This window comes from Pseudomonas sp. Eth.TT006 (genome assembly GCF_054456575.1).
In genome coordinates this window covers 498,941-525,004 of the sequence record NZ_JBTJEN010000002.1, presented here as the reverse complement: position 1 = coordinate 525,004, position 26,064 = coordinate 498,941, and the positions used below count along the sequence as shown (strand labels likewise).

Annotated in this window: 34 protein-coding genes; 2 read left to right on the top strand and 32 right to left on the bottom strand. The window is 60.6% G+C overall.

The features are described from left to right. The first annotated feature begins 72 nt into the window (after nt 1-72). Nucleotides 73-498, top strand: coding sequence for a PA3611 family quorum-sensing-regulated virulence factor (locus ACXR0M_RS05605; protein WP_027611088.1), 426 nt, complete (start codon nt 73-75; stop codon nt 496-498). Here the strand turns inward: ACXR0M_RS05605 and ACXR0M_RS05600 are convergent, their stop codons facing one another. Further along, nucleotides 499-693, bottom strand: a complete 195-nt coding sequence (locus ACXR0M_RS05600) for a hypothetical protein (protein ID WP_458830677.1) — start codon at nt 691-693, stop codon at nt 499-501. A gap of 354 nt (nt 694-1,047) precedes the next feature. Between ACXR0M_RS05600 and ACXR0M_RS05595 the strand changes: the two genes are divergently transcribed. Then, entirely contained in the window at nt 1,048-2,166 is a 1,119-nt protein-coding gene (locus ACXR0M_RS05595) for an LOG family protein (protein WP_458830675.1), read from the top strand. 57 nt (nt 2,167-2,223) lie between these two features. On the opposite strand, the gene recX is transcribed toward ACXR0M_RS05595, so the two are convergent. The 31 genes from recX to ACXR0M_RS05440 all read right to left on the bottom strand — a co-directional run bounded on the left by recX (nt 2,224) and on the right by ACXR0M_RS05440 (nt 26,008). After that, on the bottom strand, nt 2,224-2,694 hold the full coding sequence (recX, locus tag ACXR0M_RS05590; RefSeq protein WP_041072226.1) for a recombination regulator RecX: 471 nt from the start codon (nt 2,692-2,694) through the stop codon (nt 2,224-2,226). A gap of 8 nt (nt 2,695-2,702) precedes the next feature. After that, nucleotides 2,703-3,761, bottom strand: coding sequence for a recombinase RecA (gene recA, locus ACXR0M_RS05585; protein WP_085683314.1), 1,059 nt, complete (start codon nt 3,759-3,761; stop codon nt 2,703-2,705). A gap of 83 nt (nt 3,762-3,844) precedes the next feature. Next, nucleotides 3,845-4,345 (bottom strand): CinA family protein, encoded by a 501-nt coding sequence (locus ACXR0M_RS05580; RefSeq protein ID WP_458830672.1) that lies wholly within the window; start codon nt 4,343-4,345, stop codon nt 3,845-3,847. 68 nt (nt 4,346-4,413) lie between these two features. Beyond that, nucleotides 4,414-4,932: a lysis system i-spanin subunit Rz gene (locus tag ACXR0M_RS05575; protein ID WP_458830670.1), complete on the bottom strand. Its 519-nt coding sequence runs from the start codon at nt 4,930-4,932 to the stop codon at nt 4,414-4,416. Then, nucleotides 4,911-5,477, bottom strand: a complete 567-nt coding sequence (locus tag ACXR0M_RS05570) for a glycoside hydrolase family 19 protein (RefSeq protein WP_458830668.1) — start codon at nt 5,475-5,477, stop codon at nt 4,911-4,913. The genes ACXR0M_RS05575 and ACXR0M_RS05570 overlap by 22 nt, the downstream gene beginning before the upstream one ends. 36 nt (nt 5,478-5,513) lie before the next feature. Beyond that, nucleotides 5,514-5,768: a hypothetical protein gene (locus tag ACXR0M_RS05565; protein ID WP_458830666.1), complete on the bottom strand. Its 255-nt coding sequence runs from the start codon at nt 5,766-5,768 to the stop codon at nt 5,514-5,516. Continuing rightward, the gene (locus tag ACXR0M_RS05560) at nt 5,768-6,928 is read right to left on the bottom strand and encodes a glycine-rich domain-containing protein (protein WP_458830664.1); all 1,161 of its coding nucleotides are present in this window, start codon (nt 6,926-6,928) and stop codon (nt 5,768-5,770) included. Before ACXR0M_RS05560 ends, ACXR0M_RS05565 begins: the two co-directional genes overlap by 1 nt. A 19-nt stretch (nt 6,929-6,947) precedes the next feature. Further along, complete coding sequence (locus ACXR0M_RS05555) at nt 6,948-7,394, bottom strand: tail fiber assembly protein (RefSeq protein ID WP_458830662.1); 447 nt, start codon at nt 7,392-7,394, stop codon at nt 6,948-6,950. Then, on the bottom strand, nt 7,395-8,291 hold the full coding sequence (locus ACXR0M_RS05550) for a gp53-like domain-containing protein (protein WP_458830660.1): 897 nt from the start codon (nt 8,289-8,291) through the stop codon (nt 7,395-7,397). It abuts the gene before it with no gap. Nucleotides 8,292-8,332: 41 nt separating this feature from the next. Beyond that, nucleotides 8,333-8,800, bottom strand: a complete 468-nt coding sequence (locus ACXR0M_RS05545) for a phage tail assembly chaperone (protein ID WP_458830658.1) — start codon at nt 8,798-8,800, stop codon at nt 8,333-8,335. Then, entirely contained in the window at nt 8,800-9,726 is a 927-nt protein-coding gene (locus tag ACXR0M_RS05540) for a hypothetical protein (protein ID WP_458830656.1), read from the bottom strand. The genes ACXR0M_RS05545 and ACXR0M_RS05540 overlap by 1 nt, the downstream gene beginning before the upstream one ends. A gap of 81 nt (nt 9,727-9,807) precedes the next feature. Then, complete coding sequence (locus ACXR0M_RS05535) at nt 9,808-10,392, bottom strand: tail fiber assembly protein (protein ID WP_458830654.1); 585 nt, start codon at nt 10,390-10,392, stop codon at nt 9,808-9,810. A 45-nt stretch (nt 10,393-10,437) separates the two neighbouring features. Continuing rightward, nucleotides 10,438-11,475, bottom strand: a complete 1,038-nt coding sequence (locus ACXR0M_RS05530; protein ID WP_458830652.1) for a phage tail protein — start codon at nt 11,473-11,475, stop codon at nt 10,438-10,440. A gap of 135 nt (nt 11,476-11,610) precedes the next feature. Next, on the bottom strand, nt 11,611-12,126 hold the full coding sequence (locus ACXR0M_RS05525) for a phage tail protein (protein ID WP_458830650.1): 516 nt from the start codon (nt 12,124-12,126) through the stop codon (nt 11,611-11,613). Further along, a complete protein-coding gene (locus ACXR0M_RS05520; RefSeq protein ID WP_458830648.1) occupies nt 12,123-13,280 on the bottom strand; it encodes a phage tail protein in 1,158 nt (385 codons plus the stop codon). The genes ACXR0M_RS05525 and ACXR0M_RS05520 overlap by 4 nt, the downstream gene beginning before the upstream one ends. 14 nt (nt 13,281-13,294) lie before the next feature. Then, nucleotides 13,295-13,894: a YmfQ family protein gene (locus ACXR0M_RS05515; RefSeq protein WP_003222238.1), complete on the bottom strand. Its 600-nt coding sequence runs from the start codon at nt 13,892-13,894 to the stop codon at nt 13,295-13,297. After that, the gene (locus ACXR0M_RS05510) at nt 13,882-14,928 is read right to left on the bottom strand and encodes a baseplate J/gp47 family protein (RefSeq protein ID WP_458830646.1); all 1,047 of its coding nucleotides are present in this window, start codon (nt 14,926-14,928) and stop codon (nt 13,882-13,884) included. The genes ACXR0M_RS05515 and ACXR0M_RS05510 overlap by 13 nt, the downstream gene beginning before the upstream one ends. Next, the gene (locus ACXR0M_RS05505; RefSeq protein WP_458830644.1) at nt 14,918-15,316 is read right to left on the bottom strand and encodes a phage GP46 family protein; all 399 of its coding nucleotides are present in this window, start codon (nt 15,314-15,316) and stop codon (nt 14,918-14,920) included. The genes ACXR0M_RS05510 and ACXR0M_RS05505 overlap by 11 nt, the downstream gene beginning before the upstream one ends. After that, nucleotides 15,316-15,825, bottom strand: coding sequence for a phage baseplate assembly protein V (locus ACXR0M_RS05500; protein WP_458830642.1), 510 nt, complete (start codon nt 15,823-15,825; stop codon nt 15,316-15,318). Before ACXR0M_RS05500 ends, ACXR0M_RS05505 begins: the two co-directional genes overlap by 1 nt. Nucleotides 15,826-15,967: 142 nt before the next feature. Next, a complete protein-coding gene (locus ACXR0M_RS05495; RefSeq protein ID WP_458830640.1) occupies nt 15,968-17,011 on the bottom strand; it encodes a phage baseplate assembly protein in 1,044 nt (347 codons plus the stop codon). Nucleotides 17,012-17,014: 3 nt separating this feature from the next. Beyond that, nucleotides 17,015-18,250 carry a DNA circularization protein gene (locus ACXR0M_RS05490; protein ID WP_458830638.1) on the bottom strand — a complete coding sequence of 412 codons (1,236 nt, stop codon included), beginning with the start codon at nt 18,248-18,250 and terminating at the stop codon, nt 17,015-17,017. After that, nucleotides 18,247-20,133, bottom strand: coding sequence for a phage tail protein (locus ACXR0M_RS05485; RefSeq protein ID WP_458830637.1), 1,887 nt, complete (start codon nt 20,131-20,133; stop codon nt 18,247-18,249). Before ACXR0M_RS05485 ends, ACXR0M_RS05490 begins: the two co-directional genes overlap by 4 nt. A gap of 130 nt (nt 20,134-20,263) precedes the next feature. After that, the gene (locus ACXR0M_RS05480; RefSeq protein ID WP_003222226.1) at nt 20,264-20,560 is read right to left on the bottom strand and encodes a phage tail assembly protein; all 297 of its coding nucleotides are present in this window, start codon (nt 20,558-20,560) and stop codon (nt 20,264-20,266) included. After that, nucleotides 20,557-20,904 carry a phage tail tube protein gene (locus ACXR0M_RS05475; protein WP_007964335.1) on the bottom strand — a complete coding sequence of 116 codons (348 nt, stop codon included), beginning with the start codon at nt 20,902-20,904 and terminating at the stop codon, nt 20,557-20,559. The genes ACXR0M_RS05480 and ACXR0M_RS05475 overlap by 4 nt, the downstream gene beginning before the upstream one ends. A gap of 67 nt (nt 20,905-20,971) precedes the next feature. Then, complete coding sequence (locus tag ACXR0M_RS05470) at nt 20,972-22,468, bottom strand: phage tail sheath subtilisin-like domain-containing protein (protein WP_458830635.1); 1,497 nt, start codon at nt 22,466-22,468, stop codon at nt 20,972-20,974. Further along, nucleotides 22,468-22,650 carry a DUF2635 domain-containing protein gene (locus tag ACXR0M_RS05465; protein ID WP_041072263.1) on the bottom strand — a complete coding sequence of 61 codons (183 nt, stop codon included), beginning with the start codon at nt 22,648-22,650 and terminating at the stop codon, nt 22,468-22,470. Before ACXR0M_RS05465 ends, ACXR0M_RS05470 begins: the two co-directional genes overlap by 1 nt. Next, nucleotides 22,647-23,231, bottom strand: a complete 585-nt coding sequence (locus ACXR0M_RS05460; RefSeq protein ID WP_458830634.1) for a phage tail terminator protein — start codon at nt 23,229-23,231, stop codon at nt 22,647-22,649. Before ACXR0M_RS05460 ends, ACXR0M_RS05465 begins: the two co-directional genes overlap by 4 nt. Before the next feature lie 27 nt (nt 23,232-23,258). Further along, on the bottom strand, nt 23,259-24,137 hold the full coding sequence (locus ACXR0M_RS05455) for a hypothetical protein (protein WP_458830632.1): 879 nt from the start codon (nt 24,135-24,137) through the stop codon (nt 23,259-23,261). 67 nt (nt 24,138-24,204) lie between these two features. Continuing rightward, nucleotides 24,205-24,570, bottom strand: coding sequence for a tail fiber assembly protein (locus ACXR0M_RS05450; protein WP_458830630.1), 366 nt, complete (start codon nt 24,568-24,570; stop codon nt 24,205-24,207). Continuing rightward, the gene (locus ACXR0M_RS05445; RefSeq protein WP_458830628.1) at nt 24,567-24,884 is read right to left on the bottom strand and encodes a hypothetical protein; all 318 of its coding nucleotides are present in this window, start codon (nt 24,882-24,884) and stop codon (nt 24,567-24,569) included. The genes ACXR0M_RS05450 and ACXR0M_RS05445 overlap by 4 nt, the downstream gene beginning before the upstream one ends. Further along, the gene (locus ACXR0M_RS05440; RefSeq protein ID WP_458830626.1) at nt 24,884-26,008 is read right to left on the bottom strand and encodes a hypothetical protein; all 1,125 of its coding nucleotides are present in this window, start codon (nt 26,006-26,008) and stop codon (nt 24,884-24,886) included. Before ACXR0M_RS05440 ends, ACXR0M_RS05445 begins: the two co-directional genes overlap by 1 nt. Between the last annotated feature and the right edge of the window lie 56 nt (nt 26,009-26,064).

Sequence of the window (26,064 nt, the reverse complement as noted above, 5' to 3'; positions counted from 1 at the left end):
TATAATCCGGCGCCACTGAACGCACAGCCACGGGGCTGGTCGAACCACCAGTCACTGAATCAGGAGAGTTTCATGCTGCGCCTTATCGTACCTACCGCGGCCATCGCACTGGCGTTGTCCTTCAGCGCCCAAGCGGCGTCCCTGAAAGAGCAGAATCTGAACAAAGAACTGCGCAACATCGCCGAGCAAAGCAGCGTTGGCACACCACGGGCGATCAACGAAGACATTCTCGATCAGGGCTACACCGTTGAAGGCGTTACCCTGATCAACCACCTGAGCGTGCAGGCCAGCCACGCCGAAAAGATGCGCGCGGACCCAAAAGCCGTGTATTTCCAGCTGGGCGCTTCGGTGTGCAATAACCCGTCGTACCGCAAGCTGATGGCCAAGGGCGCGATCATGCGTTACGACTTCTCTGAATATAAGACCAACAAAGCCATCGGCTCGGCCAGCTATCAGGATTCCGACTGCCCGAAAGCGGCTCCGGCGAAGAAGAAGTAATCATCCGGCTTTGGCGCGCCGCTGTTCATCCTCGGCGCGCAACTCGGCCACCAGCGCCTGCAAGTAGCGAGAACGTCGTTCTCCACCTGCCAACCGACGGCAGCACTCCTCTTCGAGACTCACTTGATTGGCCTCGGCTGATGCCTTGAGCATCCGATACAGCTGCGTATCGATTTCCAGAACCACTCTGGCCATCTCTCCCGCCTCCTTGCTGTTACCCGCGAATCCTTGAAAAGCGCGCACCTTGTGTACGGTTGCTGATTTATAGCTGTCGTACAGTGCCTGTAGATCAGTAAATCAGAGTGATTGCTCTATGGCGGACCTTCGGACGAGCGGTGAATAGCCGTTGGCTGTCCAATAAGTGATGATTGCCAGAACAGACTTCATGGCGTAATGATCAAGGCTGCGTAATGGCTCATGAGGGTCTAGATTCAAAGTATTTCCGATTACCCGTTCACGGCAGAAAAGGACTGCCGAGTGTTTGTTTTTGCAGCGCGGCACTGACGCCGCATGTCAGGGCCACAAGCTCTGTGCAGAAGGAGACGTTGAATGCCTTACCAACCGAATGACCTGCTCAGCCGGCATTTCCAGGAAAGCGGCCCCGACCTCATCAGCAAGGTCGAAGAACAGCTCAAGCAGATTTCCCCCGACAGCCCGAACCTGCCGATTTATCGCGACATGATCCTGACCGTGCTGCGCATGGCCCAAGAGGATCACAACCGCTGGAACGCCAAGATCACTTTGCAGGCTCTGCGTGAGCTGGAGCAGGCGTTCCGGGTGCTGGAACAATTCAAGGGTCGGCGCAAGGTTACAGTGTTTGGCTCGGCGCGCACGCCGGTCGAGCATCCGCTGTATGCCATGGCCCGCGAACTCGGCGCCGCCCTGACACGCTCGAACATGATGGTCATCACCGGCGCTGGCGGCGGCATCATGGCCGCCGCGCACGAAGGGGCCGGGCGCGATCACAGCCTCGGGTTCAATATCACCCTGCCTTTCGAACAGCATGCCAACCCGACCGTGGACGGTACCGGCAATCTGCTGCCGTTCCATTTCTTCTTTACCCGCAAATTGTTCTTCGTCAAGGAAGCCGATGCACTGGTGCTGTGCCCCGGCGGGTTCGGCACCCTGGACGAAGCACTGGAAGTGCTGACATTGATCCAGACCGGTAAAAGCCCCTTGGTGCCGGTAGTGCTGCTGGATACGCCAGGCGGAACGTTCTGGCAGGGCGCGCTGGACTTTATTCGTCAGCAACTGGAAGACAACCGCTACATCCTGCCCACTGACCTGAAGCTGATGCGGTTGGTCTACAGCGTCGACGAGGCGGTGGCAGAGATCAACCAGTTCTATAGCAACTTCCACTCCAGCCGCTGGCTCAAGCGCCAGTTCGTGATCCGCATGAATCACCCGCTCAGCGACCAGGCGTTGGCGCATATGCAGGCGGCTTTCGCCGACTTATGCTTGAGTGACCAGTTCCATCAACACGCCTACAGCGGCGAGGAGCACGACGACGCGCAATACAGCCATCTGGTGCGACTGGCCTTCGCCTTCAATGCCCGGAATCATGGGCGACTCAGAGAACTGGTGGATTACATCAACCTGCCGGAAAACTGGGCGCACACCCGACCGCAGACCACACAACGCGCACGCGAGCCCTCGAAAGTTATTTGAAGGCAAAAAAAAACGGCCCGCTATTTTCATAGCGGGCCGTTTTTTATTTAAACCGACTTAATCGTCCATCCCTCTGCCGCTGAACAAGCGATTGATCATCTCCATCGAAAAGCCCCGATACGCTAGGAACCGGCCCTGTTTGGCCCGCTCCTTGGCATCAATGGGCAAATGCCCGGAGAACTTGCGCTGCCACGTATCGCGCAGTTGCTCCTGCCAGTCGATACCGCTTTCACGCAGGGCGAGTTCGATATCGGCGCGTTGCAAACCACGCTGACCCAGCTCTTCGCGAATGCGCAAAGGGCCGTAACCGGAACGGGCACGATAGGAAACAAAACTTTCCAGATATCGGGCTTCGGAAAGCAGCCCCTCTTCCGTCAAACGGTCAAGGGCTGTTTCGATCATCTCCGCCTCGGCGCCGCGCTGACGCAGTTTACGCGTCAGCTCGACTCGACCGTGCTCGCGTCGAGCGAGCAGGTCCATGGCGGTTCGCCGCACCGCGACGAGGGTATCAAGTACGGCGGTGGTCATCGCTGCTATCAGATATCAGCGTCAGCCAGGTCGTCTTCAGTCTCTTTGACTGCAGAAGCCTTGGAGTCCGCGATCACGGCTGGCGACAACAGTTTGTCACGCAGCTGCTTCTCGAGCTTGGCAGCAACTTCCGGGTTGTCCGCCAGGAACTTGGCCGAGTTGGCCTTGCCCTGACCGATCTTGGTGCCTTCATAGGCATACCAGGCGCCGGATTTCTCGACGAAACCGTGCAACACGCCCAGGTCGATCATCTCGCCGTTGAGGTAGATGCCCTTGCCGTAAAGAATCTGGAACTCGGCCTGACGGAACGGCGAAGCCACCTTGTTCTTCACGACTTTGACGCGGGTTTCGCTGCCGACCACTTCGTCGCCTTCCTTCACCGCGCCGGTACGGCGGATGTCGAGACGGACCGAGGCGTAGAACTTCAGCGCGTTACCACCGGTGGTGGTTTCCGGGCTGCCGAACATCACGCCGATCTTCATGCGGATCTGGTTGATAAAGATCACCAGGCAGTTGGCGTTCTTGATGTTACCGGTGATCTTGCGCAGTGCCTGGGACATCAGACGGGCTTGCAGGCCCACGTGCATGTCACCCATTTCGCCTTCGATTTCAGCCTTCGGCACCAGTGCAGCCACGGAGTCGACGATGATCACGTCGACGGCGTTGGAGCGCACCAGCATGTCGGTGATTTCCAGAGCCTGTTCACCGGTGTCCGGCTGGGAAACCAGCAGGTCATCGACGTTGACGCCCAGCTTGCCGGCGTACTCAGGGTCGAGGGCGTGTTCGGCGTCGACGAAGGCGCAGGTCGCACCGGCTTTTTGAGCCTGGGCGATCACCGACAGTGTCAGTGTGGTTTTACCGGAGGATTCAGGACCGTAGATTTCAACAATACGGCCTTTTGGCAGACCGCCGATGCCGAGTGCAATGTCCAGACCCAGAGAGCCAGTGGAAATGGATGGGATCGCCTGACGGTCCTGATCGCCCATACGCATTACGGCACCCTTGCCGAATTGACGTTCGATCTGACCCAGGGCCGCAGCCAAGGCTTTCTTCTTGTTGTCGTCCATTAAAGTCCTCACGTAATCAATAAGGCCTGACGGCCAACACCTGTATAAGTAGCCAGTATTATTCCACAGCGTTCGCGGATCGCCTACCCCTGATTTTCGATTTCTCGTGCCGCTAGTCGCAGCAGCCCCTCTAGCGCGGCCTTCACCGTTTGTCGGCGGACCTCGTCGCGGTTGCCGGGGAAGTGCTGGACATCGCTGGAAACCGCCTCGCCTACTCCCCAGGCAAGCCATACGGTGCCCACCGGTTTGCTCGGTGTCCCGCCGTCGGGCCCGGCCACGCCGCTGACTGCCACGGCAAATCGCGCCAGGCTGTTCTGCTGCGCACCCCGCACCATCGCCTCGACCACCTCGCGACTGACCGCCCCGACCGTGTCGAACAATTCGGCGGGCACATTCAGTTGCCGGGTTTTCTGTCGGTTGGAGTAGGTCACGTAACCGGCCTCGAACCACGCCGAACTCCCGGGAATCCGCGTGATCGCCTCGGCGATCCCGCCACCGGTGCAGGATTCGGCAGTGGTGACGTGCGCGTTGAGCAATTGCAGACGTCGGCCAAGCTCGGCAGCCAGTTGAGTGATCTCTTTCACGGTGCGCTCCGGATCAGGTGGAATGACGACCACCGTACACGACCCGGGTGCGCTTTCAATACACAGACTCATTCAAAATGTTCGGGCGCCAGCGCTCTGACATAGGCCTGACACGCCTGCAGGGCAATCAGTCCGCGGTCGCCGCTGTCGGTGATGGCGATAATTCGTTGAGCATGCGCCGGGTCAAGTCGGGCGCGTATGGCTGCATGATCCACGCCGCTGGCGCCGGCGGTGGCTGGCACCCCGCAGCCCTGGGCAGCGTCGCCAGCGTCGATGAGGACTGACAGGCGCAGATCAGCAGTGGCAAGACGATCGCGCAGGCGATCCTGATCACGTTGGGCATCGCTCATGGCTCGATAGTGGGTTTGTTCACTGGCCGCGAGCCGTTGCTCGAGGGCCAGACGTTTATCCTGCTCGACCTGCTGCGCACTGGCGGCGGCCACATTCAACTGATTGAGGGTGTCGGCATTCAACCGCGCCTGCTCGGCCAATCGCTGCCCGTAGCGCCAGTCCTGGAACTGCCACGCCAGCGCCGCGCCAACCAGGGCCAGCAACAACGCGCCGATTACGCGCCAGGAGCCGGACATAGCACCGCCCTCGCCCGCGCCCAGATATCCAGGCGATCCTGCAGGCCATTCAACCCGCCGTTGATCCGGCGTGTGATGCTGTTGAACTGGTCACGATCAGCCAGATCGTTCAAGCCGTTCTGTTCCCAGAACCATGCCGCAGACTCGGCGGCCCATTGCGGTTGCTCCAGCAGCTCGGGCAACGACAACAGACGCTCATCACCGAACAGACCGAGGCTGCACTGACGGTAATTCGAACGGCCGGTAATCTGAATCAACCCGCGCCCGCGATATTTTTGTCCGTCGCCATCTGCCTCAGGTGTGTTACCCAGCCGCAAAGCCAAAGTGCCAGTGTCGTATTTGCTCAAGTATTGGTTGTTGCCCAGTTCACGCACATAACGCAATTGACCCGACTCGTGCCCGACTTGCGCGAGGAACGCCGCGATGCGTTTGGGCGAGTCGATGTAGCGGCGAGCCATGGCGCTGTTGAGTGCAGAAACAAAAACGCCCGCTTGGGTGCGGGCGTTGGGCATGATGTCGATCAGGTCTTTTTCAGTAATTTGCATAATGCTTGATCCTCCCTGGATATTGCCCTGATTGAATCATGGTTGAAGGCCAATACCTGTAAGCCATTTTTTTGCCAGAGTTTTCAGGGGGCCGTCGGGCGTATGTTCTTCAGGTAGTGCAAACACCCAACCGAGGGTGCCAAAGTTGGCGGTCCAATCGATTTGCGGTGCTGGAGTGATTTCAGTGATGTCGACCCAGAGCAGATCCGGGTGAAACATCTCTTCCATGTTGCCGCCAGTGGAGAACAATTCGACTACGGTGTTGTTGACGATGCGTGCGTAGGTTTTCATCAGGCGTACTCGTAGATGATCACGGCGCCTGAAGCACCTGCGCCACCTGGTCTGCCAGGTTGGTTGGGGGCGTTGGCGATTCCTCCCGCACCGGAACCGAAACCGGAACCTGGTGCGGCCAGAGAGCCTGCTGCGCTGTTGCCAAAACCTCCACCGCCCAACGGCGAGCTGCCACCGTGTCCAGCAAGGGTTGAGCCGGCGACAGATATCCCGGGGGCACCCGCATTTCCCGCACTATTGACGATGTTGCCGCCACTGGCCGTCTGACCGGGATAGCCTCCGGTATAAAGCCCCATGCCCTGATTCGCGACAAATCCAATCCACGGCGACCCTCCACCACCGGTAGCAGAAACCAGCGAGCCAAAAGAACTGGTACCGCCACTTCCGGCATTCGCCGCTGCGAGTCCCGCGCTTCCGCCAGCCCCCACCGTAACAACCTGACGAGAACCAATCGTGTCGGAAGACAGCCATGCTTCAGCATAACTTCCGGATGCGCCGCCACCCACGGTTGCATACTGGGAGGTTGTAGTCGCACCCACTCCTGCACTTCCGCCACCGCCAGCCAACACCTTGACCAGTACATGCTTCATTCCGGCTGTCGGCTCATAGGTGCCGGATGCGGTAAATGTCTTCACCCCCAACAACCGGCCGCTTGCAGCATTACCGCCGCTGGCGTAAACCAGCACCCAACTGTCCAATGCAGCGCTGTACACCACCGAACAGATGCTACTGGCGACAATCTCCGCTTGCCGCAAAGCACTCAGCCCCAGGCTCAGTAGCGGCTTGGGCAGCAACCCGTTCGGCGCGAACGTGCTCGCTCCAGTGTTGGCATTACCAGCAGTAAAGCGCAGCGCCAGACCGTCCTTCAACGTACTGATGGCCGGCACGTAGTTGGCCATGTACAGATTGGCGGCTCCGATATCGATCGCATGTTTGTCCTCACCGGCCTGACTGATTTTTTTCAGCGCCTGCAACAGCTGCGTGACATCGGTTTCATTGGGTTCAAGACCCGCAGACCTGACGACGTTCAACAACTCATCGGTAACGCTGTTGCCCCAGGTCGCCGGGATCAACGATCCGGGCAATCCCGCGACGACGTCTTCATTGACGAATTTGCCATTCACCAGCCCGACACTGGGAACGCTTTTTGGATAGTCCATTTCACCCCCCCTGAATGACTTACAGCGCAGCAGCCAACCACTTTGGCGCAACCGGCCGATGCTCACTGAACGGAAAAAAGGAACCCTGCGGCCAGTCCCGCAATTCACGGCGATAGGTTTGCAATTCGGCGTACTGTTCGGTGGTCAATGTGGTGCCGCCGCCGTCCTCCAGTTCATCGCGATCACGGGCCACCAGACCGTCGGTGGCGGCGAGTTGCGCCGTACGCCACGGGCGCTCGATGTCAGCAGCTTCATCCGGTGAAGGTGGCGGTGGATCGACGAGAATTGGATAGCCGTTATCGGCACGCACGCCGATCACTTTCGGGATGACCGCCATCTGCTGCAGCAGAGAGATCCAGTAACCCTGAGGAATTTCGATAACGTCGTCGGGAATATCCATTGAATTGATACCCGGTACATAGACGCCCCGGGTACTGGCGCTGAACAAAACATTGAACGGATTCATTCAATAGCCCTTTGCAAGGTAAAAAACACCCCAGTTCGCACTGAAGTCACCGGTGTAGCTGCGGACCTTCAGCCGGCAGCCCTGTTTCGTCGCAGAGTTGGAGTACATGATGACCATCGCGCTGTCGCCCCCATTGTGGATGGCCACGATCGATGAAAACGCGTTGGGAAAAGAGACAGGAAAGCTGATATTTACGTCGCCTTTGGCATCCGTGGTGCCAACGCCCCACTGGTCGATGTTACCGCTGGGATAGCGTTGATAACCGACGTTACCTACGACACCGGAATGCGCTGTCGCGTACCTGTCGCTGACCGATCCCCCATATAAACGCCACTGATTGCTCAGCTTGATCAAATAAGCGGAATCACCAAGATCCAGCTTTAGCGGTCCGAATGTGCCATTACAGGTTTCGATCTGTTCATTGGCTGCCGGACTGATCGTCAGAATACCGGTGCCGGCGTTGATCACGTGAAGGGTGCTGGCGTGGGCAATTCCGTTGATTGAAGGCAAAGTCGCGGTGATCGGCGAGTTACTAGAAAAGCTGGCGACTCCACCGATATTGGCAGCACTCAGAACTGTGCTCGCGCCATAGGACCCGAAACCGGAAAACTGCAAACCTGCTCGGGTTACAAATTCAGTTGTTGCAACCGATTTGCCGCTGTCGAATTGTGGTGCAGTCACAAATAACCTGTTACTGCGTAAAGCCCCCAACAACTGATCATTGGCGGACTCTGCAGGTGTAAGACCGGCAGTCTGGATGACCTTCAGTAATTCCTGCGTGACGCCGTTTCCCCAACTCGCCGGAATCAACGATCCTGGTTTACCCGCTACCGGATCCTCATCGACAAACTTGCCATCCACCAGCCCCGCACTGGGAACACTTTTTGGATAATCCATTACTTATCTCCTGATCTGAAATCACATACATGCTGACGGCGTTAGCCAACATCAGCGGCTAGCCAATCGGGGGCCGAAGGCCGGGAAACTGGCGAAGGAAACCGGCTTGAATCCGGCCAATCGCGCAGCGCCTGGCGGTATTCCAGCAACTCCAGATACTGCGCAGCCTTGAGCGTGGTTCCACGCCCCAGCGCCTGTTCGTCGCGATGCCGCGTCACCCACCACTCGGTGGCCGACAGACCGGACTGGCGCCAGGCGCGCGCGGCCATCAGCGGCTCTTGCTGATCGGAGATGATTTCAGGGGTGACGACAGGAGTGTCGATAACCGGCAACGGCACGCTCTCAGGTCGCAGTTCGCCGACGGGCGCGCCGATTTCGACCTGCACACTCTCCGGTACCGGCACCATCGTCTCGACGAAAGCGGGAGCAAACAGTTGGGTGATCGCGTAGTCACCGGTATCGATGAGTTCGACCACAACACCGTTTTCCACTCGTGCATAACGGGCCATTATTCGTACTCCCATATTTCACAAAAAGCGTTGCCGCCAGCGCCGCTCAGAACAGATGCGGAGGCATTGGTGGAGCAAGAACCACTGCCACCCGAGCCTCGAGCGCCAGCGATGCCGGTGCCGTTTACACCGACCAATGGACCACCGCCGTCAAAGGGACTTGGGCCGCCGCCACCGCAAAGCACTCCCCAATTGGAGTTGTACATCGCATAAGTACCGGGAATGCCCCGGGCACCGCAGAGGTTGCCGCCTGTCACTATTTGACCTCCCGCACCACCTTGTACAAAGCCGGACGTACCCGCTCCCGTCACGACCGAAATCGTCTGCCCGCCCATACCGCCGGACACACTCAGGAATGATCCGAAGGACGCGCCGCCGCCCGCCTGGCCGATCGCATTACGGGCAGCACCGCCGGCTCCCAGCGAAACCGGCACACCGGCGAACATTTCCGGGGTGACGTCATACAGGCTCTCGCCATAAGCGCCCGCCCCGCCACCGCCACCGATTCCTTGATACGTCGCCGCAATGGGCGCACAGCCACCGCCCGAACCACCCGCCCCCACCAATCGCACGCGAATTCGTCTGGCTCTCGGATTGGGCTTGTAAACCGTGATTCCGACGGTCTCGATCTGCCGCACCGCCAGCAACCGCCCCACCGCATCGGTGATGCCGTAACCGGCCAATGTGCTCGGGGTATTTTTCAGTTTGGTGAAATCGACCAGTGCACCAATGGCCGTTGCCAACTGGTCGGTTCTGGCTTCATCAGGCGTCAGCCCGGCCGCCTTGATCGCGTTGAGAATTTCCTGCGTGACGCTGTTGCCCCACGCGGCGGGAATCAACGATCCCGGGGTACCGGCGACCGGGTTTTCATCGACGAAGGCGCCGTTGATCAACCCCACGCCGGGGACAGTTTTTGGATAATCCACGTCAGAACCTTTCAGTTTTACAGGCAGCCGAATGCTGGAAGCACAAGGCTGCCGGTGAGTTTTCAGTGAATGACTTGCGAGTTAAACGGTGGGCGAAACCACGAGGCGCTCAGGTGCGCTCGGCCATTCGATTTTCGATGGATAATCCGTTTGCAACTCAATTCGAGCCAGGTTGAGGGTGTACCGTTTCCACGCCTGCAGCGATGCCAGCTGATCACTGCTGGCCTCCCCCAGGTCGTACGCGTATTGCAGTGGAGCAACGCGAATGACCACTTCGCGCAGGCGACTGTCGCGCTCGACATCCGCCTGCGCCGCCAGCCCGGCACGTTCGGCTTCGACGTTCAGCACCCAGTCATCGTCCTTCCAGAAGTAATACGCGTTGGGACGAGGCTTGGCCGTCAGGTCATCAGGCAGCGGTCCCAGTTCGGTCCAGTAGACATAGTTGCCATCGACCTTGCGGTAGACGAACCGGTTGCGCAAATCGATCAACTGCAACGTCTGGCCATTGCGCCAGACCCAGACATGACCCGGTTCGGCGGCTGGCAATTGTTCCGTCAACTCGATCACATTGCCGGGAACCTGTACGCCTATACCTGGAGTAATCGGCAACTCGATCGGTCCGCTCAATTCCTGGGTTGTTTCATTTACAACATAGTAATAAGTCATTGCTCACTTCCTTTTGCTATTGAGAACTGCCGGAAAGCGGCAGCGTCAGATCAGTTTGATTCGGCCGGGATAGGCCATATTGCGCGGGCGGGTTTCGGCCCCGCCGGTGTTTTCGGTAAACCCCAGACTCATGTTGGCCTGATTGAACAGGGCGTCAGGCGCTGCGTTCTGTGCCGACACCAGCGGAACGCCCAGCATGTCGCTTTTGAGTTCGTGTCGATGGGAGCGGAACATGTCGACCTGCCAACTGCCGATCGAGCGACCAGCATCGACTCCGCGCCCCTCATCGCACACTCTGATGAACTCGCCTCGCCCTTCAGGCCCACGGAAAGTCAGCGTGCCGTCTCCGCTGGTCCAGCCCCCCTCTGCCCCGACCCTCGCAGCTTCAGTGGTCAAGGCGCCGGACTGCTGTGCGTGATCCCATAACCACGGCCAGTCGCTGCGACTGAATACCGCGCCGTTAAGCGGGCCGTATCCTCCGGGGTTGAGCAGTGCTGTGGTCTCGAAGACGGTCCGGCCCAATGGCGTGCCATCAAAGCGACCGATCGGCCACCAGTTACCTGCGCCGTCACTACGCAGATGCCACCAGTCACCCGCCCCCATCAGGACAAAAAACGGGTAACCGTCCAGGGCCAGATGGGTATGAAATCTGATTTTGTCAGTGCCCGAAGCGCGCACTGCCAAGCGCGAAGTCGAGTTGTCGACCCGACGCACAATGACGTCGCGCACCCCTAAGGCAAGGTCCGCCGGCGGCAGGCTGATAGTGCTCGCACCACTACTCGCATTGACAAGCACCAGCCCTAGCTCATTGGCCGCCAATGCTTTGGAGGACGACACATTCGTTACCGACGTGGCCATCGGGCTGGCCAATGCCAGCAGCACTCGCAAGGCCTTGAGCAACTGCCGGTTGTCACCTTCGGCAGGTGTCAGCCCAGCGGCGGTGACAACGTTGAGCATTTCCTCGGTTATAGCATTGCCCCACACCGCCGGAATCAACGACCCCGGCGTTCCCGCCACCGGGTTTTCATCGACGAAGCGGCCATCGACCAGGCCGACGCTGGGGACGCTTTTTGGATAGTCCATAGGTTTTTCATTCCTCTGAAATAACAAATCAACCGCGTCGTCAGGCTCACGACCGAGAGCCCGCCAGCGGTCTGTTTTCTGAAAATAAAAAGCCCACAGGACGTGGGCTTGGGCGCAGCAGAGGCGGGGTCGTGGCTAAGCGCTCTGGCTGTCGAGCAGTTCGCGGATTGCCGTCAACGCCTGTTCCCCAACGCTGCGCGCCAGGTCGAGGTTGCCTTTGGCCCCATGCGCGCGGATCTGGTTTTTGGCCTTCAGGCGCAAGGTGCGCAAGGTCAGCAGATGGTCGGTGAGCTGGTCGGCTTTGCTCAGGATCTGCTCGGCAGCCTGTTTGGCGGTACGACCTTTAACCACCCATGCTGCGACTGACAGCGGCACTTCTTTTTTCGGGTAGCCGGCGTCCTGATAGGCCTGCGCGTCGGCCGCAGCCTGGGCGTATTCCATGGCCTTGAGCGGGTCGCCGGCCAGCAGGTTGCGGGCGTAATCTGCGGCGGCGTCAACCTGAGCACAGAGTCGTTCGGCTTCCTGTTGCTCGAGCAAAGCGACCTTTTCGGCGTTTGCCAGCCATTGCTCGCCGTCCCAGTCATGGGCTGCGGAAGGTTGTGGCAGGCGCAGTTCGCCATCGATGTGATGGAGTTCCTGAATGACGATCATCGAATCAGCTCCCATGTCAGTTGCACATTCACGGCTTCGGCAAAGTTGATCGGGATACCCACGCTGTAATCCGTCGTCGGGTGGGTCTTGATGCCCATACTCATTAACAGCTCATCGCTGTCGGCGGTCGTTTGCCCCAGAGTATGTTCGGCCTGATAGCACTGCCACAGGGAGCGCAACTGGGTGTGATCGAAACTGGCGGTCAGCGTCGAAACAGTCACGTCATTGAGCACGTTGTTGGTGAAAATGGCGCATGGATAAAGGTTCGCCGCAGTCCAGCCAGTCGGGTTGTTGGACACACCGGTCGAAACCGGTGACAGGTAACTGTAGTTCCCTCCCATCCAGCCTGCGCCGGGAAACGCGACACTGGTTACTGACGTCGAGGAAGGTGTCGGATTACCCGCGACCAATCGTGCAGCCCTGGCATGCGGATCCAGCGGCAGAAACAGCGCACCGGTGCCATTGATCGTTTGTGTCCATACCAGCCGCGCACGGTTGTAGATCGAACGCACCACCGGTACCGATCCCGGCGCCCCGGTCACGACCCAGGCCAGACACATATCCAGCACCGAAGACTGGAAGCCGCCACCGGATGCGCCGTTGACCGTGCCTTTGAGCGACTCGGGCACCACATCGAAAATCGTGCCGCGCTGCATGTAAAACGTCAGCACGCCCGCGATCACCTGGGCGCGCAGAAAGTACGCAGAACTGGGCAGCAAATCGACACTGCTCCAGGCGCTCGTCTGGAACGTACGCGAACGCCCCAATTGCCCGGCCAGCACCTCCTGACCAAGGCTGACATACACCCCCGCCGGCACCGACACACGTCCACCACTGGTGGACACCGCCGCCGGCGTAATCGGCAGACGCCCGTCAGTCGTGGCAACCGTGGGCAACGGCAACGCGCCCAACGGCAATGCCGAGTCCAGGTTCCAGCCCTTGGCCGAAACACTCTGAATCGCCTGCAGCAGTTGATCGTATTTCTTCTCGTCCGGGGTCAGGTCCCCGGCCTTGATCACGTTGAGAATTTCCTGGGTAACGCCGTTACCCCAATCTGCGGGGATCAACGATCCCGGGGTTCCAGTCATCGGGTTTTCATCGACGAACTTGCCATTTACCAATCCGGCGCTGGGCACACTGTTTGGATAATCCATCCCGTCACTCCTCCCTAGTCATAGTTGATATGCACCTTGGTATGCGCCGGTGCGCTGCGGTGGATCAGGCACTCCAGCGCCGAGCCCGGGTTGACGCCGAAGCGTTCGCCCCAGTAGCTCGCGCCATAACGCCGACCGAGCAGCAGCCGGCCGCCGGTATTGAGCGTCCACATGAACTGCGCTTCCCAGGTGCCCCAGTGCGCCGCGCCGAAACGTGCGCGGCCCATGCGTGGAGCTTCGTGTTCGGTGATGGAGGCGTTGGGGTAGCCCTGGCTTTTGGCGATGTCGAGGTAGTAACCGACGGCCTGGCTCCCAACCGCGAGCAAGCGTCGGCGCACGGCGAGGCGGCGGTCGTCGAACAGCGGCGTGGCGCCCAGGCACGGGTCGGGCAATTCCATCACCCGCTCCCAGTCCGGCACCAGTTCGCTGACCCCGGCCGGGTCCATCTCGTTGAGCAGGTCGGCAGCGCGGGCGTCGAGGCGCGCCAGTTCGACGGCGACGCCTTGCAGCACTTCCTCCAGTTCCGGCACGCGCTCCGGGTCCCACGCCGGACCGCTGGGCAGCAACGCGCGCAGTTGCGCCTGGTATTGCGCGGCGGTTCTTATGCCCCCCATACGCAACCTCCGAAGGTCAGCAGTTCGCTTGCCCCCGCAGGCACGTCAGCAGCCGGCGCGGTCAGCGTGTGATCGTACTCGCCGCCGGCGCTGCTGATGGCTTCGCGGATATGGCTGATCAGCAGCGGCACACCCAGATCGGCCTCGCGGTTGTGCAGGTCGCGCAACTGCGCTTCGACCGCGGCGCGCACGGCAGTGGTGTCGGGATTGACGCTCTTGAAGCGGTACACCACCGGCACCTGAATTGGCCGCTGCACGTGCACTTCAGCGGTCACCGGACGCAGCGGTTCGATGTACGCCTGAACCTCCGCCAGTTGCTCATCGTTGGGCACCGGTTGCGGGTCTTCGTCGCGCATGATGAACACCGTTACGGTGCCCGGCCCGAGCAGGCCGCCACGACACCAGGCGCGGGTCACGCCCGGCACTTCCAGGGCCCAGGTCTCGTAGTCGCTGGCCGAACCGCCATGCGGAATCACTCGATAGGAGCGGATCACCCGCGAGCGCAGCGACTCCAGGCTTTCCCGCGCCACACCGCCGCTGAGACCCGGCGCCAGTACCACAAAACTGTTGCCGACAACGCCGGCAATCGGCTGAACCGGGTTCAGTGCCAGACCCGCATCGGCATTGCCGAGGCTGCCGGCATCCAGTGCGGCGATGGTGGTGCTGTTGCTGCTATTGACGGTGGTGCGTGCGGTGGTGACTTTGTAGGTGCGGCCATCGCTGGCTTGCAGCAGCGTGTCGACATCCAGCACCGCCCCGGCGGTTGCGGTAAAACTGACGCTGCCAGTGGCGACTTGCGCCGGTTTGCGCGGCTGGTTCAGGCGCAGCGCAGCGATCCGTTCAAGGGTCGATTCGTCGGCGGTGTCCGGCAGGATTTGCTCGGCAATCCAGTCGAGATAACCGTACAGGCCAAACGCGGCACCACCAAGGGTACGCGCCAGTACTTGCGCATCGGACTGGCGCAGCGAATCGCCGGCCAGGTCGCTTTGGGTGCGCTTGATCAGCACCGGCAGCGAAGGGGTTTCAAACGGCATAGATCACCTGCCAACTGTTATCGGGGTTGATGTCCAGACGTTCGCCGTCGGCCAGGGTCAGGACCGTGCGCAGGTTCAGGCGCTGGGCGTCGAGGCGTTCGCTGATGATGTCGATGGCGCTGCAGTGACCGTCGTCGATCAGCCATTGCAGGGCTTCACGGGCGTAGAACTCGGCGTCCATCTGGGTCTGTCGGGTCAGCTTGACCCGGCGCAGCAGCCACAGCCGCGAGCCGATACGGTCGTCGGCAACGGTGGGGAAACTGTCGCCCCACCAGCCGAAGCGCTCCTCGTCGTCGAGGGCGTCGTCATCGGCGGCACGGCGCCAGGTGAACAGGCTGATCAGTACGGCGCGGGTCAACGCGGCCTCAAGGTTGGGCGAGATCAACATCAGGCACCTCCCGTCGGCGCAGCAGTCTGGCCGTTGCCACCCTGCACGCCACCGTGCACATGTTTGATCTGGCTGATGGCGCCAGCGACCTGATCGCCCTGGGAGACGATCTTGCCGGTCTGGTTGATCACCGGCGTGTCGAAGTTCACCGCGCTGCTGGCGCGGATGTTCAGCGTGGCGGTTTCGATGTCGATGATCCGCCCGCGCTTGAAATGAATCTTGTCGCCCTCGTCGGTGTAGATCGCCACTTCGCCAGAAGCCAGCGACTGCAGGCGATAACGGCGGTCGGCGACCACCAGGGCGATGGCGTGGGAACGGTCGCCGCCGAGGAAAGTGACGATGCCCTCGGCGCCGGCCAGCGGGTTACTGGTAAAACCGTAGGGCTCGAAATGCTCCATGTCGTCGTTCACCTCGCCGGCGGTGAGGCGCATTTGCAGCGATTGCAGCTTGGATGCCGACTGGGCGAGCACGACAGTGCCGCGCGCCAGCAGGCGTGTCAGTAGGCTCATAAGTTGTCCTCAAGGAGCAGACCCGACACAGACAAAATGTGGGAGCGGGCTTGCTCGCGAAAGCGGTGGGTCAGTCAATGGGGTGTTGGAGCGGCCGACGCTTTCGCGAGCAAGCCCGCTCCCACAGGTTTCGGAGTCAGGCTCAGGTTTTTTTCGGGGGGACTGGATCAGGATCAAACGTATGCGGCGGAGCCACTTGCAGGGTGGTTACCGAACCCTGTGCCGACAGCGAATACGACACCTTGGAGATCAGCATGTCGCCATCGAAACCGAGCACCGGATCCTTGACCTTGACCAGCGTGTTGTGGCGCCACAGATCGCCGTTCGACTGACGCCAACCCTGCACCTGATAGGTGGTGGTCTGCGCCCGGCCCATGCGGGTGACGCTCTCCCACTGGGCGCGTTGCTGGGCCAGTTCGAAGGTCAGCGCGGTGCCCTCGTTGATGATCGTGGTGCGTCGCCGCTTGAAGCTCAGGTCGGCGGCTGTGGATTCAACCTCGCTCACCGCCGCCCCGCTCTTCTGGTCCGAACCTTTCTGCTGGCCGATCACCCGGTATTCGGAAAACACCTGGCTCTGATCCATCGGCGCATTGGCCGACAGAATGTTCTTGCCCAGCTCCAGCGCATCACTGGCGCGCCCGCCGCTGCCGGGTTTGGCCAGCACCAGCTGGCCTTGCTCGTCATCGGTAGAAAACACCCGGAACAGCGAGAGCAAACGGTCGATCGACTGAAACACCGTTTCCCCCGGCACAATCGTGTGTTTGGCCAGCCGTGCGGTCTCAGGAATCTGGTTGACCACCATCAGCTTGTACTCCATCGCCAGTGCCTGAACGATGGTCAGCAACGGCTGGTCCTGCCATTGGTTGGGCCGGTTGGTGGCCGCGCAATCGACCAGGTCCTGGGTCTTCGAACTGCCCTCGATGCTCAGGCTGATCTGGCGTCCGTCATAACTGATCGGCGCCTTGAACACGTAGCCGGTGAGCACCAGGTCCTGGCCGATTTTCACTTCGCAGGGGTCACCCGGTTTGATCCGTTGATCCACGGTCTGCCCCGGCCACTGCCAGGTGATGTCGAGCTTGAAGGTACGAAACTGACGCTCCAGATCAGCGGTGATTTCCACGCTTTTCCAGCCGCCGTATTCCATGTTGTCGACAGTCAGCGTGACGCGGTTGTCCATCTCGCTCATGGCTTACTCCCTGGACACTTTCACGTCGTTTGGCGAGAACCCCGGATGGGTGATGCCATTGCGCTGAGTCACTTCGTTCACCCGCGTCGCATCGCCAAACTGCTTGTAGGCCACTACCAGCGCGGGATAGCTTTCCTGGAAGGACTTGGTGACCTGTCGCACCCCGGAAGACGCCACGGCCTTGAGATGCGCTATCAGCGCTTCCTTCACATCGTTGATAGCCTGGTGATGCTTGGGGTCGGCCTTGTCCAGCATCGGATCAATGGCCACACTGACGGCCTTCTGCAGCGCTTTCATTTCCTCGGTCACCGGCACTTCCTGACGGGTCACCGGTTGATCCGCCTGATGCGCCACCGAAGGAATCGACGGCAGCTTCACCGCCGAGGTCGCGACCGGCATCGATGCCACCCATTGCGCGACTTTGACCAGCATCGTGTCCTGCACCAGATCGGCCATGGCTTGCGCCGCGGCGTTGGTGTCCTTGCCCGTAGTGATCTTCGGCGCGTCGGCCTTGCGGATAGCTTCGAGTTGTTGGGAGACGTCGGCAATCACGCCACGGTAGCCCTCCTTCGCAAAGGCCTTCAGCTCCTTGATATCGCCGAGCAAGCCCTTGAACTCGGCCGCCACTTCCTTGGGCAACTCCTTCACGGCTTTGACCAGTTCGGTGATCTGCCGGTACTGCTCAATCAGCGGTTTGAGCTGCTCCTTGATCACCTCATACACCCCGGTCAGGCTGTTGCGCAGATTGGCAATGCCGATCCGCGCCGCCTTGATCAAAGTCATCGCCTGCTCGAAGCGCGCCACCGCCGAACCCAACAGCGTGTCGGCCTTGGCCAGCAGGACTTTTTGCGTACTGACCGTCGCGGTCGGAAACGGCAACGGCTTGTCCGGATAGAACTTCAGACTGAACGTCACCAGCCCGCCGTCCTGGCGGGTGTGGGTCATGTCGCATTCGCCGACCTTGACCTGCAGGCGTCCGAGCCACGGATGCACCAGCTCGCCACTGCCCTGCTCCAGTGCCTTGAGCAGCTTGTCGCGCTGCTCCAGGCAATCGGCGCCGATGATGAACGCCGTCAGATCGTGGGTCTTGGCCTGCTGGCCGAGATCCTCGAAATACGGCAGGTCGCGTTGCGGATACTCGTGCAACTGACCTTTGCGTCCGACCGGGGTTTTCGCCTGATCGATCCAGAACCCGACACCGCGAAACGATGCCGGCAACAAACGGTCACGCCAATTCATTGAGCACCTCCCATGGACAGCGAGCGATAGCCGATGCGCGACGACACGGCCAGGCCCGGCTGATTGGTTTGCGGTTGATCGGTACGCAGCCCCGCCGGCGCATTTTCAAAGCGCACGGTCAGGCCGCCTTCGAGTTGCGTACGGTTGTTGGCCGCGCTTTGCTGGATAAGGTTGCTGGAGGTTTGTGGGAGCGAACTGCCCTGCAATGCACCGTTGGCCGCAGGTGTCGGGCTCGCGCCAAAGAACGCTGGCGCCAGTTCACCCTTGCCTTCGGCGTTGGTTTGCAGCTGCGCCTTGGTCAGGGTTTCGACCTTGCCGGTGACCTTGGCAATCAATCCGGCGAAACCACCGTCGAACAATTCCTTGATCGGCGCGATGACGGTTTGCAGCTTTTGCCACAACTCGCCGAACCACTCGGTGATCGGCCCCCAGTTCTTGATGATCTGCCCCAACGGCGTCCACTCGAACAGGGTGTGCAGAAACTCCAGCACTGGCGCGGCCAAGGCCTGCACCACGCCCCACAGCGCGGAAAACACCTCGCTGATCGGCTGCCAGTACATCGCGATCTGTTCCAGCGGCGACCATTCGAACAGGCTCTGGAAGAAGCCTTTGACTTGCTGCGCCGATGCTTGCAGCGCGGCCCAGATCGGTTCGAAAAACGCGACGAGGCTGCCCCAGTTGTTGACGATCATGCCCAACGGCGAATAGTCGAACAGCGTGACGAAGAAATCTTTGACCACCTGCCCCGCCGCTTGCAACTGCGCCCACAGCGGCGCGAAAAACGTCAGTACCGCGCCCCAGGCGCTGACGATCATTTGCATCGGCGAGAAGTCGAACAGCCGGCCGAGAAAATCCTTGATCGCCTGCGCCGCAGGTTGCATGGCGGCCCAGATCGAAGCGAAAAACCCGCTGATCGCCCCCCAGTTCTTGATGATCATGCCCAACGGCGTCCAGTCGAACAGTCCCTTGAGAAACGACACCAGCGGCACGCTCAACGCCTTGAGCAGTTCCCAGATTGCCGAGAACAGCCCGGTCAGCGGTGCCCAGTTATCCATGATCATGCCCGCCGGCGACCACGAGAACACCGCCTTGAAGAAGTCGATCACCGGTGCGGTGACCGCTTTGACCTTGTCCCATATTCCCGAGAAAAACCCGGTCACCGGCTGCCACAAGGCAGCCAGTGCTTCCAGCGGTCGCCAGTCGAGCACCGAACGCAGCAGCGCCATGGTGCTGGCCGCGGCGTCTTTCACGCCTTGCCAGAGGCCGGTGAAGAACGCGGAAATCGGTGTCCAGTTGGCGATGATCAAACCTGCCGCCACGGCAATGCCCATGGCGATCAGCATGACCGGGTTGGTCTTGAGCACCATGCTCATCACGTCCATGACTTGCGTCGCGCCGGTGATGGCGGTCTGCATCGCCGAGAAGGCAATAGCCCCCGCCGCCAGTCCTTCGACCAGTTGCGGGTTGTCGGCAAGCAGACTGCCAACCTGGGTCAGCATCGGCTCGAGGCCGACCACCAGTGCGCCGACCGCAGGCACCAGTGCCGCATCCACGGACGCTGACACTTTCGCCATCGCATCACCAAAGACGTTGAGGTTTTGCACAGCGGCTTTCGGGGTCTCGGGCAGGTCGACGGCTTTCGCCGCTTCGCCGACCTCGGCCAGTTTGCCCTGGAAGGCTGCCGCCGATTTGATTCCATCCACGAACGGTGTGACCACGCTGCCGCCCTTGAACAGGCCACTGATGTCGATCTTGTCGAGGCCGACCTGTTCGAGGTTTTTCCTGAAACTTTCGACTCGCCTGGCCAGCGCGCCGAGCTTGGGTGACAGTTCATCGATGCCCGTGATCAGCACCGGTTTTGCTGCATTGTTTTCGTCTGCCATCACTGCACCTGCTGCATCGCATTGATCCGTTGCGCGTGCTCCAGCGATTCGCGGAGCACATCCAGTGGCCTGGCCATCATCTGTTCGGGGTCAACCTTCCAGAACCAGGCCAGGTCATAGGCGACTGCGATCAGGTCGGTGATGGCTCCGACGCCGCACTCATGAAAAAACTCGCAACGGCCCAGCTCAGCGCATTGAGGTCAGCCAGATCGAGCTGGTTGACCGACGACGGTGGAATACCGGCGCACACGGCGATGTATTTGGCCGCCACGTCCATGTCGAGGCTGACTTCTTCGCTCTTGTCGATCTTGTACGGCAGCGCCTTGATCGCTCGCACTTCCTGCACCGTCGGACGGCGCAGGACGAGTTCGGTCAGGGGCTCGCCGTGAGCTTCGATCGCAACCTGAAGCTTCACGGCGCCGCTCATTGCCAGGTCCCCTTGATGCCTTCGAATTTCAGTTCGATGGTGGCGTCATCGCCCTTGGAAACCGGCTCTTCGACCAGATAGGCGCCGGCCAGCACGTAAACTTTGCCGTTGCTGAATTCGCAAGTGACGGTGATGTCGGTGCCTTCGATCAGTTTCTTCAGCGGGAAGTCGGCGGTGTGCAGCGCGGTCACTTTGAACGACGGCGCGACGTCGGTTTCCTTGTAGAAACCCGGTACGACGGTTTCGCGTTTGACGGCCATCAGCGGGGCTTCGCAGCCGCCGTTGATAGTCAGTTGTGCACCGTCGACTTTGACGTAGCAGGTGCCTGCAATCACTTGACCCATGGTGTTACTCCCTTCAAATAAAAAGCCCACGCGAGGTGGGCTGAATGCTTCACGTCAAACGCGGCTATCAGGCCGCGTCGTCGTATTGCAGACGGAATTGGTTGAGCAGTGCGAACACGCGCAGACCGTTGATGTAATCCGGCGGGAACAGCACGTTCACGCGGCTCGGGTCCTGCACGTCGCGCTCGACGATCAGGTGCTCGGCGAACAGCTCGGCGTTCTCCACGTGGCCTTCCAGTTCCAGCTTGGCGTACTGCGCAATCAGCTCGCCGCGAATGGTCGCCGGCGTCACGATCGGCTGACCGGCGCCGAAACGGGTGCCGTCGGAGGCCAGTTTGTGGCGCCCGTATTTGCTGGTGATCACGCTTTGCAGACGACGCACGATGAACGCCGACTGGTGCATGGTTTCGCTGTCCAGATAGGAGTTGTCGGCCTGACCGTAAGCGTTCTTCTGGTAGGTGGTGATCGAACGCTGGATGCGCACATAACCGCCTTCGTAGTAGGCCGTGGCGATGCCGTAGTTGAGCAGCGACTGACGCTCGGTCAGGGTGAAACGCTCGCTCGCCGGCGCTGGATCAACGCCCGGCAGGCTGCCGCTCTGGGTCGGACGGCTGGCGTCGGCGGAGATGAACACCGCAGTGCGCGCAGCCAGGGCTGCCGCCTGGACCCAGACGGGTTGCGGCACGCCCAACTCCAGCGCCTGAATGGTCATGTGCTGATCGTTACGCGCCTGGCCGGCGGCAACCAGTGTGCCGACGGTGCCGCGTTTGGCGCTGTAGACGTGACCGAACAGTTGCTTGGCCCAGGACCAGCGACCGGTGCTGTCATCCATCACTGCTTGCCAGGTGTTGAGGGTCGACAGATCCGACCATGGCAATGCGATGAATTCGAACGGCTCGTCGCCCAGTGCGGCAACCGCAGCGACCTGATCCGGCACGCCGGCGCCGCCGGTCATGGCGGTGATCGCGGTGGTCAAACCGGCCGGGGTTTCTTCGCCGTTGCTCTTGCCCAGGCGATTGAATTGCAGGCTGATGTCGTTACCGCTGTCGCCCGTCCATTTGGCGTTCAGGGTGACCACACCTTCGGCAGCCGCAGCGCTGACCGGCAGATCGGCGCTTGCGTTGATTTTCTGCGCCAGCGCAGTGGCCGCTTGCGCAGCGGTAGCACCGTTGACCACGGTGGCCTGCACCCGCACACCACCGACGTACAGGTTGAGCACGCCCGCCTGAGTCGCGGTGCCGGTCAGGGTCAGCACGCCTTTGGCGATGGCGCCTTCAGTGTTGTGCAGCGGCAGGCACCAGATCTCGCCGATCGGGTCGGCCTTGCGGAACGTCTCGTACATCGAGGCGAGCATCGAGCCCTGACCACCGATGCTTTTCGCCAGCGCCACGCTGGAGACCAGCACCAGTTTGCCGACTTCAGTCGGGGCGATGTTGTCGTTGACCTGAGCGACGATCAGCCGACGCAGGGTCGAGCTCGCGCTATTGGCGGCCGAGTTGTCCATTTCGGCATAGAACAGCGGTACACGAATGTCCGCGGGGATGTTGCTGAATCCGATCGCCATTATTTGGCTCCCTGTGGTTTAGCCGCTTTTGCGGTTTTGAGTGTGATATCGCCGTCGGCCAGACGCCGGCGCCACCAGGCGCTGTCCAGCACTTCACGGCCTTCCTTGGGCAGCAGATCGCCCGCTTCCGGGTCAGGCACGGCACGGCCAGCGGCCGGCAGTACGGTGATGCGATTGCTCATGGGGTTACGTCTCCAGAGAAAGTCAGTTCCACGCGCCCGTCTGGGCCCGGGTATTTCAGGTTGGGGTCCGCCGGGTCGATCGCATCGACCCGCACGGTGGCCCCGGTAAAGGACGACAAAGCGTCCAGTTCACGTTCGTGCCAACTCTCCGCAGGCTGACTCGGCAGATTGCGGCCGAGCTGGAACTCGGCAAAAAAGCGCAGCCGGTAGAAGGCGCGGCTGCTGTTGATCGAGACCATTTCGCCGCCGTCATAAACGATGGCGCTGTAGTGGGAATCGGGTTTGAAACCGACCAGTGCGCGCCACAGTTCGGCGCGCAGGTCGTGCAACAGATCCAGCGCTTTTGTGCCGTCAGTGGCGTCAAGCGCGAGGACGATTTCGAAGCGGTCGCGGATCGGTTGGCTGGCGGAGTTCTGTGCGGTGCTGGCGCTGGCTATGTCAGCCAGCGGCACGACGTAGGCACATGGTGTTTGCAGCGGGTTGTCAGCTTGCAGTGTTGCCAGGTCAATCCCGGCTGCGATTCGATAGCCCAAGGTCGGGCACTGATCGCGCAGCTGCGCGATCAGGGGAGTCATTTTCATGATGAAAGTACCGAGTAGGAGCAGTCGCTAGAACCAGCGTCCGATCGCGAGACAGTCAAAGGAGACCATCGAAACGTCGGCCTCCGCGAACTGCCCGAGACTGAAAACACAGACGCTGGCGAAGGTGTTGGTTCTGCTATAGGCGCCAACGGACGTCACTTGTTTCACCACACCCAAAACGCCTACCAGATTGCCGGTCACAAAACCCGGCGCCACGAAGGCCATTGGATACGTCCAAATGAAACCTATGTTGGACGTGTTGTTGAACGCGACCGCCCCCTTATTGAAGAGGGTGCAAATCAACGTACCGTCGGCAAACTTGACGTATTCCCCGTTGGCGTTCGAGCCACGCTCAATCACAGCGCCCGTGGCAACACCCCCGACTTGACTGACCGTTCCCACCAGCGAGGCGACGGCCGCGCTCCCCAGGCCAAGGCCAGACCTGGCCGCTGCCTGGGTTGTGCCTCCGGTGCCACCACGCACGATCGGAACAATCGCATCAGTGGCGACGGCCCCCAGCCCCAGCGCCTGGCGAGCGGCAACGACATCGGTCGCGCCGGTACCGCCATTTCGCAGAGGCAGGACATCAAAACTACTCGCCTCCCCCATGGCCGCCAGCTTCGGGCCGTATTGAACATTCAGGTTGTTGAATGCATCAGCCAGCGCCTTGGGATAGCCCTGCACCGGCATGATCGAATAGGCCGCACCGGTTACCGTTGCGCCCTGATAGGCCGGCGTGATCGACAACATCGCCGGGCCTACGATATTGCTCACTTCATATTGCCGGCCGTCCGGCCCGACGAAGGCATCGCCTATCCGGGCATTGCTCACGAAATCAACATTGACACCGATGACCGCTGGCGAGTTACTCGTGACATTGACCGTACCTGCTCTTAGCCATGGCATGGCGTCGTCCTTGTTTTCTGAGTAAAAAAAACCGCCTCTGGGGGCGGGGATCACAGGCTGCGAGGACTCATGCCGTTGCATCGCCGGCATGTTCCGGCACTGCGGAAATCTCTGGAATGGCCGGCTGCACGGGCCATGCCGGCGACGCTGGCCAACCGGCCTGACGGGGCACATTGCCGAGGGTGAATTTGTAGGCTTTCCAGGCTTTGAGCCCCTCCATCAATGCCCGTTGTTCCGCCTCGTCCTGAGGCGTCGCGGCGCCAGCGTCAATGCCGTAACCCAAGGTTTCGACACGATCCTGAATACGCGAAATCTGTGCGGCAGCCGCCTCGTTCCGGTCAGTGAGCAGCGCGTGCGCTTCGTTCAATCGCGCAACAGTGGCAGCAGCTTCTTTCATGTCACGGGTGATCAGTTGCGACCAGTCGATATTCATACGCCTGCCTCCGGTTGCGACAACGGTGGTGGCAATGCCACCTCTCCATCCGGTACCTTGACAAGGTCCTCGGGAAACGCTTGCGCCGGACTGTAGTGAGCAGGAATCGGCAGCAACAGACGAAGCGTCAGCTCGCCTTGCTCCCGGGTCACATCTCCGACAAACCACTCGGATTGAATCGCCCCCTCAGGAAGCGTGTCTCCGTCTCCCAGACGTGAGAAATCAAACAGTTCACCGTTGACGGTGAGTTGATCCCCAAGCTTGCGCAGCACCAGAGAATCCTCTCTGCGCTGCGGCGACAAAATGATCTTCATTAGTACCACCGCCCGATTGCGATCAGGTTGATTTGAGCAGCCACGGCTGCGTTGGAAATTGCCATTGCGCGCCATGCGCCCCAGCTGTTTAGCGTCGGCGGATTGAAGGCACTGGCCAGGACACAATCCGAGTTGACTCCCCGTGTTGCTCCCGATGCCACCATCGGCACCGATACGTAAGCCGAGGGAAATGCACCCGGCCCATATGCATCGCTGCCAAACAGCGCGCCCGCCGCATAGGTGCCCGTCGAATTCGTCGTGATTGCCTTCCAGCAGATCAGGGTTCCGTCGGCATACTTGGTGTATTCGCCATTGGCATTGGCGCCACGCTCGATGATCGCACCCGTAGGGGCACCCGCCCCGGTCACGGCTCCGATAATGTTGTTCTGCCGGTAAACCATGCGCCACGGGCCAAACACCCCCGTACCGTATTGATCACGCTCCCAGGTACGCAGGGTGCCGCCGGATGCGATTCCGTTGACTTCGTGCCAGATCTGATGGACCGGCTGCCCCACGACCATGATGGTGTCCAACAGGCCGTAACTGGCGCTTGGGGGCTTGACCCCGCCGCTGGTGTTGACAACGAAACAACGGCCCGCTGGTACCGCCGACTGGTCGTCAATGCTTCCGTAGAACACCGGCGTATCACCGCCAATGCCAAAAGCGCCGACTTGCATCACTCGACCAGGGGTTGCATCACTCGGACTGGCTTGCAGGTTCGCTGACGCGGCACTGCCGAGTTCCAAAGCTGCCCGGGCGGCGGCTGGCGTTGTGCTGCTGGTTCCGCCTCTGGATACTGGCAGCACATCGAAGTTGGCGGTGGCGCCCAGCGCAGCCAGCTTTGCTCCATGCTGATTGACAACCGTGCGCAGTTGGTCGGCAGAGTCCTTGACGTACCCCTGCATGGGAGCCAGCGTATACACACCGCTGCCGGTGCTCCCCCGATATTCGGGCGAGATAGAAATAGCCGTATCACTGGCAATGTTGACGACTTCGTACCATCCCCCATCAGGGCCTCGGAAGGCATCACCCACACGACTGTTGGCTATGAAAGCAGTGCCATTTCCAACGACGGCTGTTGAATTCTGGACGACAGAAACTGTTCCGGTCTTATACCAGGGCATATAAACTCCAAAAAATAGAAAGAGCTCCGAATGCAACAACTATCAATTAGAACGAA

What these genes read in the sequence shown, in the direction of transcription:
- ACXR0M_RS05605 (WP_027611088.1), top strand. Translation starts at nt 73, where the DNA reads ATGCTGCGCCTTATCGTACCTACCGCGGCCATCGCACTGGCGTTGTCC.
- ACXR0M_RS05600 (WP_458830677.1), bottom strand. Translation starts at nt 693, where the DNA reads ATGGCCAGAGTGGTTCTGGAAATCGATACGCAGCTGTATCGGATGCTC.
- ACXR0M_RS05595 (WP_458830675.1), top strand. Translation starts at nt 1,048, where the DNA reads ATGCCTTACCAACCGAATGACCTGCTCAGCCGGCATTTCCAGGAAAGC.
- recX (WP_041072226.1), bottom strand. Translation starts at nt 2,694, where the DNA reads ATGACCACCGCCGTACTTGATACCCTCGTCGCGGTGCGGCGAACCGCC.
- recA (WP_085683314.1), bottom strand. Translation starts at nt 3,761, where the DNA reads ATGGACGACAACAAGAAGAAAGCCTTGGCTGCGGCCCTGGGTCAGATC.
- ACXR0M_RS05575 (WP_458830670.1), bottom strand. Translation starts at nt 4,932, where the DNA reads ATGTCCGGCTCCTGGCGCGTAATCGGCGCGTTGTTGCTGGCCCTGGTT.
- ACXR0M_RS05570 (WP_458830668.1), bottom strand. Translation starts at nt 5,477, where the DNA reads ATGCAAATTACTGAAAAAGACCTGATCGACATCATGCCCAACGCCCGC.
- ACXR0M_RS05565 (WP_458830666.1), bottom strand. Translation starts at nt 5,768, where the DNA reads ATGAAAACCTACGCACGCATCGTCAACAACACCGTAGTCGAATTGTTC.
- ACXR0M_RS05560 (WP_458830664.1), bottom strand. Translation starts at nt 6,928, where the DNA reads ATGGACTATCCAAAAAGCGTTCCCAGTGTCGGGCTGGTGAATGGCAAA.
- ACXR0M_RS05555 (WP_458830662.1), bottom strand. Translation starts at nt 7,394, where the DNA reads ATGAATCCGTTCAATGTTTTGTTCAGCGCCAGTACCCGGGGCGTCTAT.
- ACXR0M_RS05550 (WP_458830660.1), bottom strand. Translation starts at nt 8,291, where the DNA reads ATGGATTATCCAAAAAGTGTTCCCAGTGCGGGGCTGGTGGATGGCAAG.
- ACXR0M_RS05545 (WP_458830658.1), bottom strand. Translation starts at nt 8,800, where the DNA reads ATGGCCCGTTATGCACGAGTGGAAAACGGTGTTGTGGTCGAACTCATC.
- ACXR0M_RS05535 (WP_458830654.1), bottom strand. Translation starts at nt 10,392, where the DNA reads ATGACTTATTACTATGTTGTAAATGAAACAACCCAGGAATTGAGCGGA.
- ACXR0M_RS05530 (WP_458830652.1), bottom strand. Translation starts at nt 11,475, where the DNA reads ATGGACTATCCAAAAAGCGTCCCCAGCGTCGGCCTGGTCGATGGCCGC.
- ACXR0M_RS05525 (WP_458830650.1), bottom strand. Translation starts at nt 12,126, where the DNA reads ATGATCGTCATTCAGGAACTCCATCACATCGATGGCGAACTGCGCCTG.
- ACXR0M_RS05520 (WP_458830648.1), bottom strand. Translation starts at nt 13,280, where the DNA reads ATGGATTATCCAAACAGTGTGCCCAGCGCCGGATTGGTAAATGGCAAG.
- ACXR0M_RS05515 (WP_003222238.1), bottom strand. Translation starts at nt 13,894, where the DNA reads ATGGGGGGCATAAGAACCGCCGCGCAATACCAGGCGCAACTGCGCGCG.
- ACXR0M_RS05510 (WP_458830646.1), bottom strand. Translation starts at nt 14,928, where the DNA reads ATGCCGTTTGAAACCCCTTCGCTGCCGGTGCTGATCAAGCGCACCCAA.
- ACXR0M_RS05505 (WP_458830644.1), bottom strand. Translation starts at nt 15,316, where the DNA reads ATGTTGATCTCGCCCAACCTTGAGGCCGCGTTGACCCGCGCCGTACTG.
- ACXR0M_RS05500 (WP_458830642.1), bottom strand. Translation starts at nt 15,825, where the DNA reads ATGAGCCTACTGACACGCCTGCTGGCGCGCGGCACTGTCGTGCTCGCC.
- ACXR0M_RS05495 (WP_458830640.1), bottom strand. Translation starts at nt 17,011, where the DNA reads ATGAGCGAGATGGACAACCGCGTCACGCTGACTGTCGACAACATGGAA.
- ACXR0M_RS05490 (WP_458830638.1), bottom strand. Translation starts at nt 18,250, where the DNA reads ATGAATTGGCGTGACCGTTTGTTGCCGGCATCGTTTCGCGGTGTCGGG.
- ACXR0M_RS05485 (WP_458830637.1), bottom strand. Translation starts at nt 20,133, where the DNA reads ATGGCAGACGAAAACAATGCAGCAAAACCGGTGCTGATCACGGGCATC.
- ACXR0M_RS05480 (WP_003222226.1), bottom strand. Translation starts at nt 20,560, where the DNA reads ATGAGCGGCGCCGTGAAGCTTCAGGTTGCGATCGAAGCTCACGGCGAG.
- ACXR0M_RS05475 (WP_007964335.1), bottom strand. Translation starts at nt 20,904, where the DNA reads ATGGGTCAAGTGATTGCAGGCACCTGCTACGTCAAAGTCGACGGTGCA.
- ACXR0M_RS05470 (WP_458830635.1), bottom strand. Translation starts at nt 22,468, where the DNA reads ATGGCGATCGGATTCAGCAACATCCCCGCGGACATTCGTGTACCGCTG.
- ACXR0M_RS05465 (WP_041072263.1), bottom strand. Translation starts at nt 22,650, where the DNA reads ATGAGCAATCGCATCACCGTACTGCCGGCCGCTGGCCGTGCCGTGCCT.
- ACXR0M_RS05460 (WP_458830634.1), bottom strand. Translation starts at nt 23,231, where the DNA reads ATGAAAATGACTCCCCTGATCGCGCAGCTGCGCGATCAGTGCCCGACC.
- ACXR0M_RS05455 (WP_458830632.1), bottom strand. Translation starts at nt 24,137, where the DNA reads ATGCCATGGCTAAGAGCAGGTACGGTCAATGTCACGAGTAACTCGCCA.
- ACXR0M_RS05450 (WP_458830630.1), bottom strand. Translation starts at nt 24,570, where the DNA reads ATGAATATCGACTGGTCGCAACTGATCACCCGTGACATGAAAGAAGCT.
- ACXR0M_RS05445 (WP_458830628.1), bottom strand. Translation starts at nt 24,884, where the DNA reads ATGAAGATCATTTTGTCGCCGCAGCGCAGAGAGGATTCTCTGGTGCTG.
- ACXR0M_RS05440 (WP_458830626.1), bottom strand. Translation starts at nt 26,008, where the DNA reads ATGCCCTGGTATAAGACCGGAACAGTTTCTGTCGTCCAGAATTCAACA.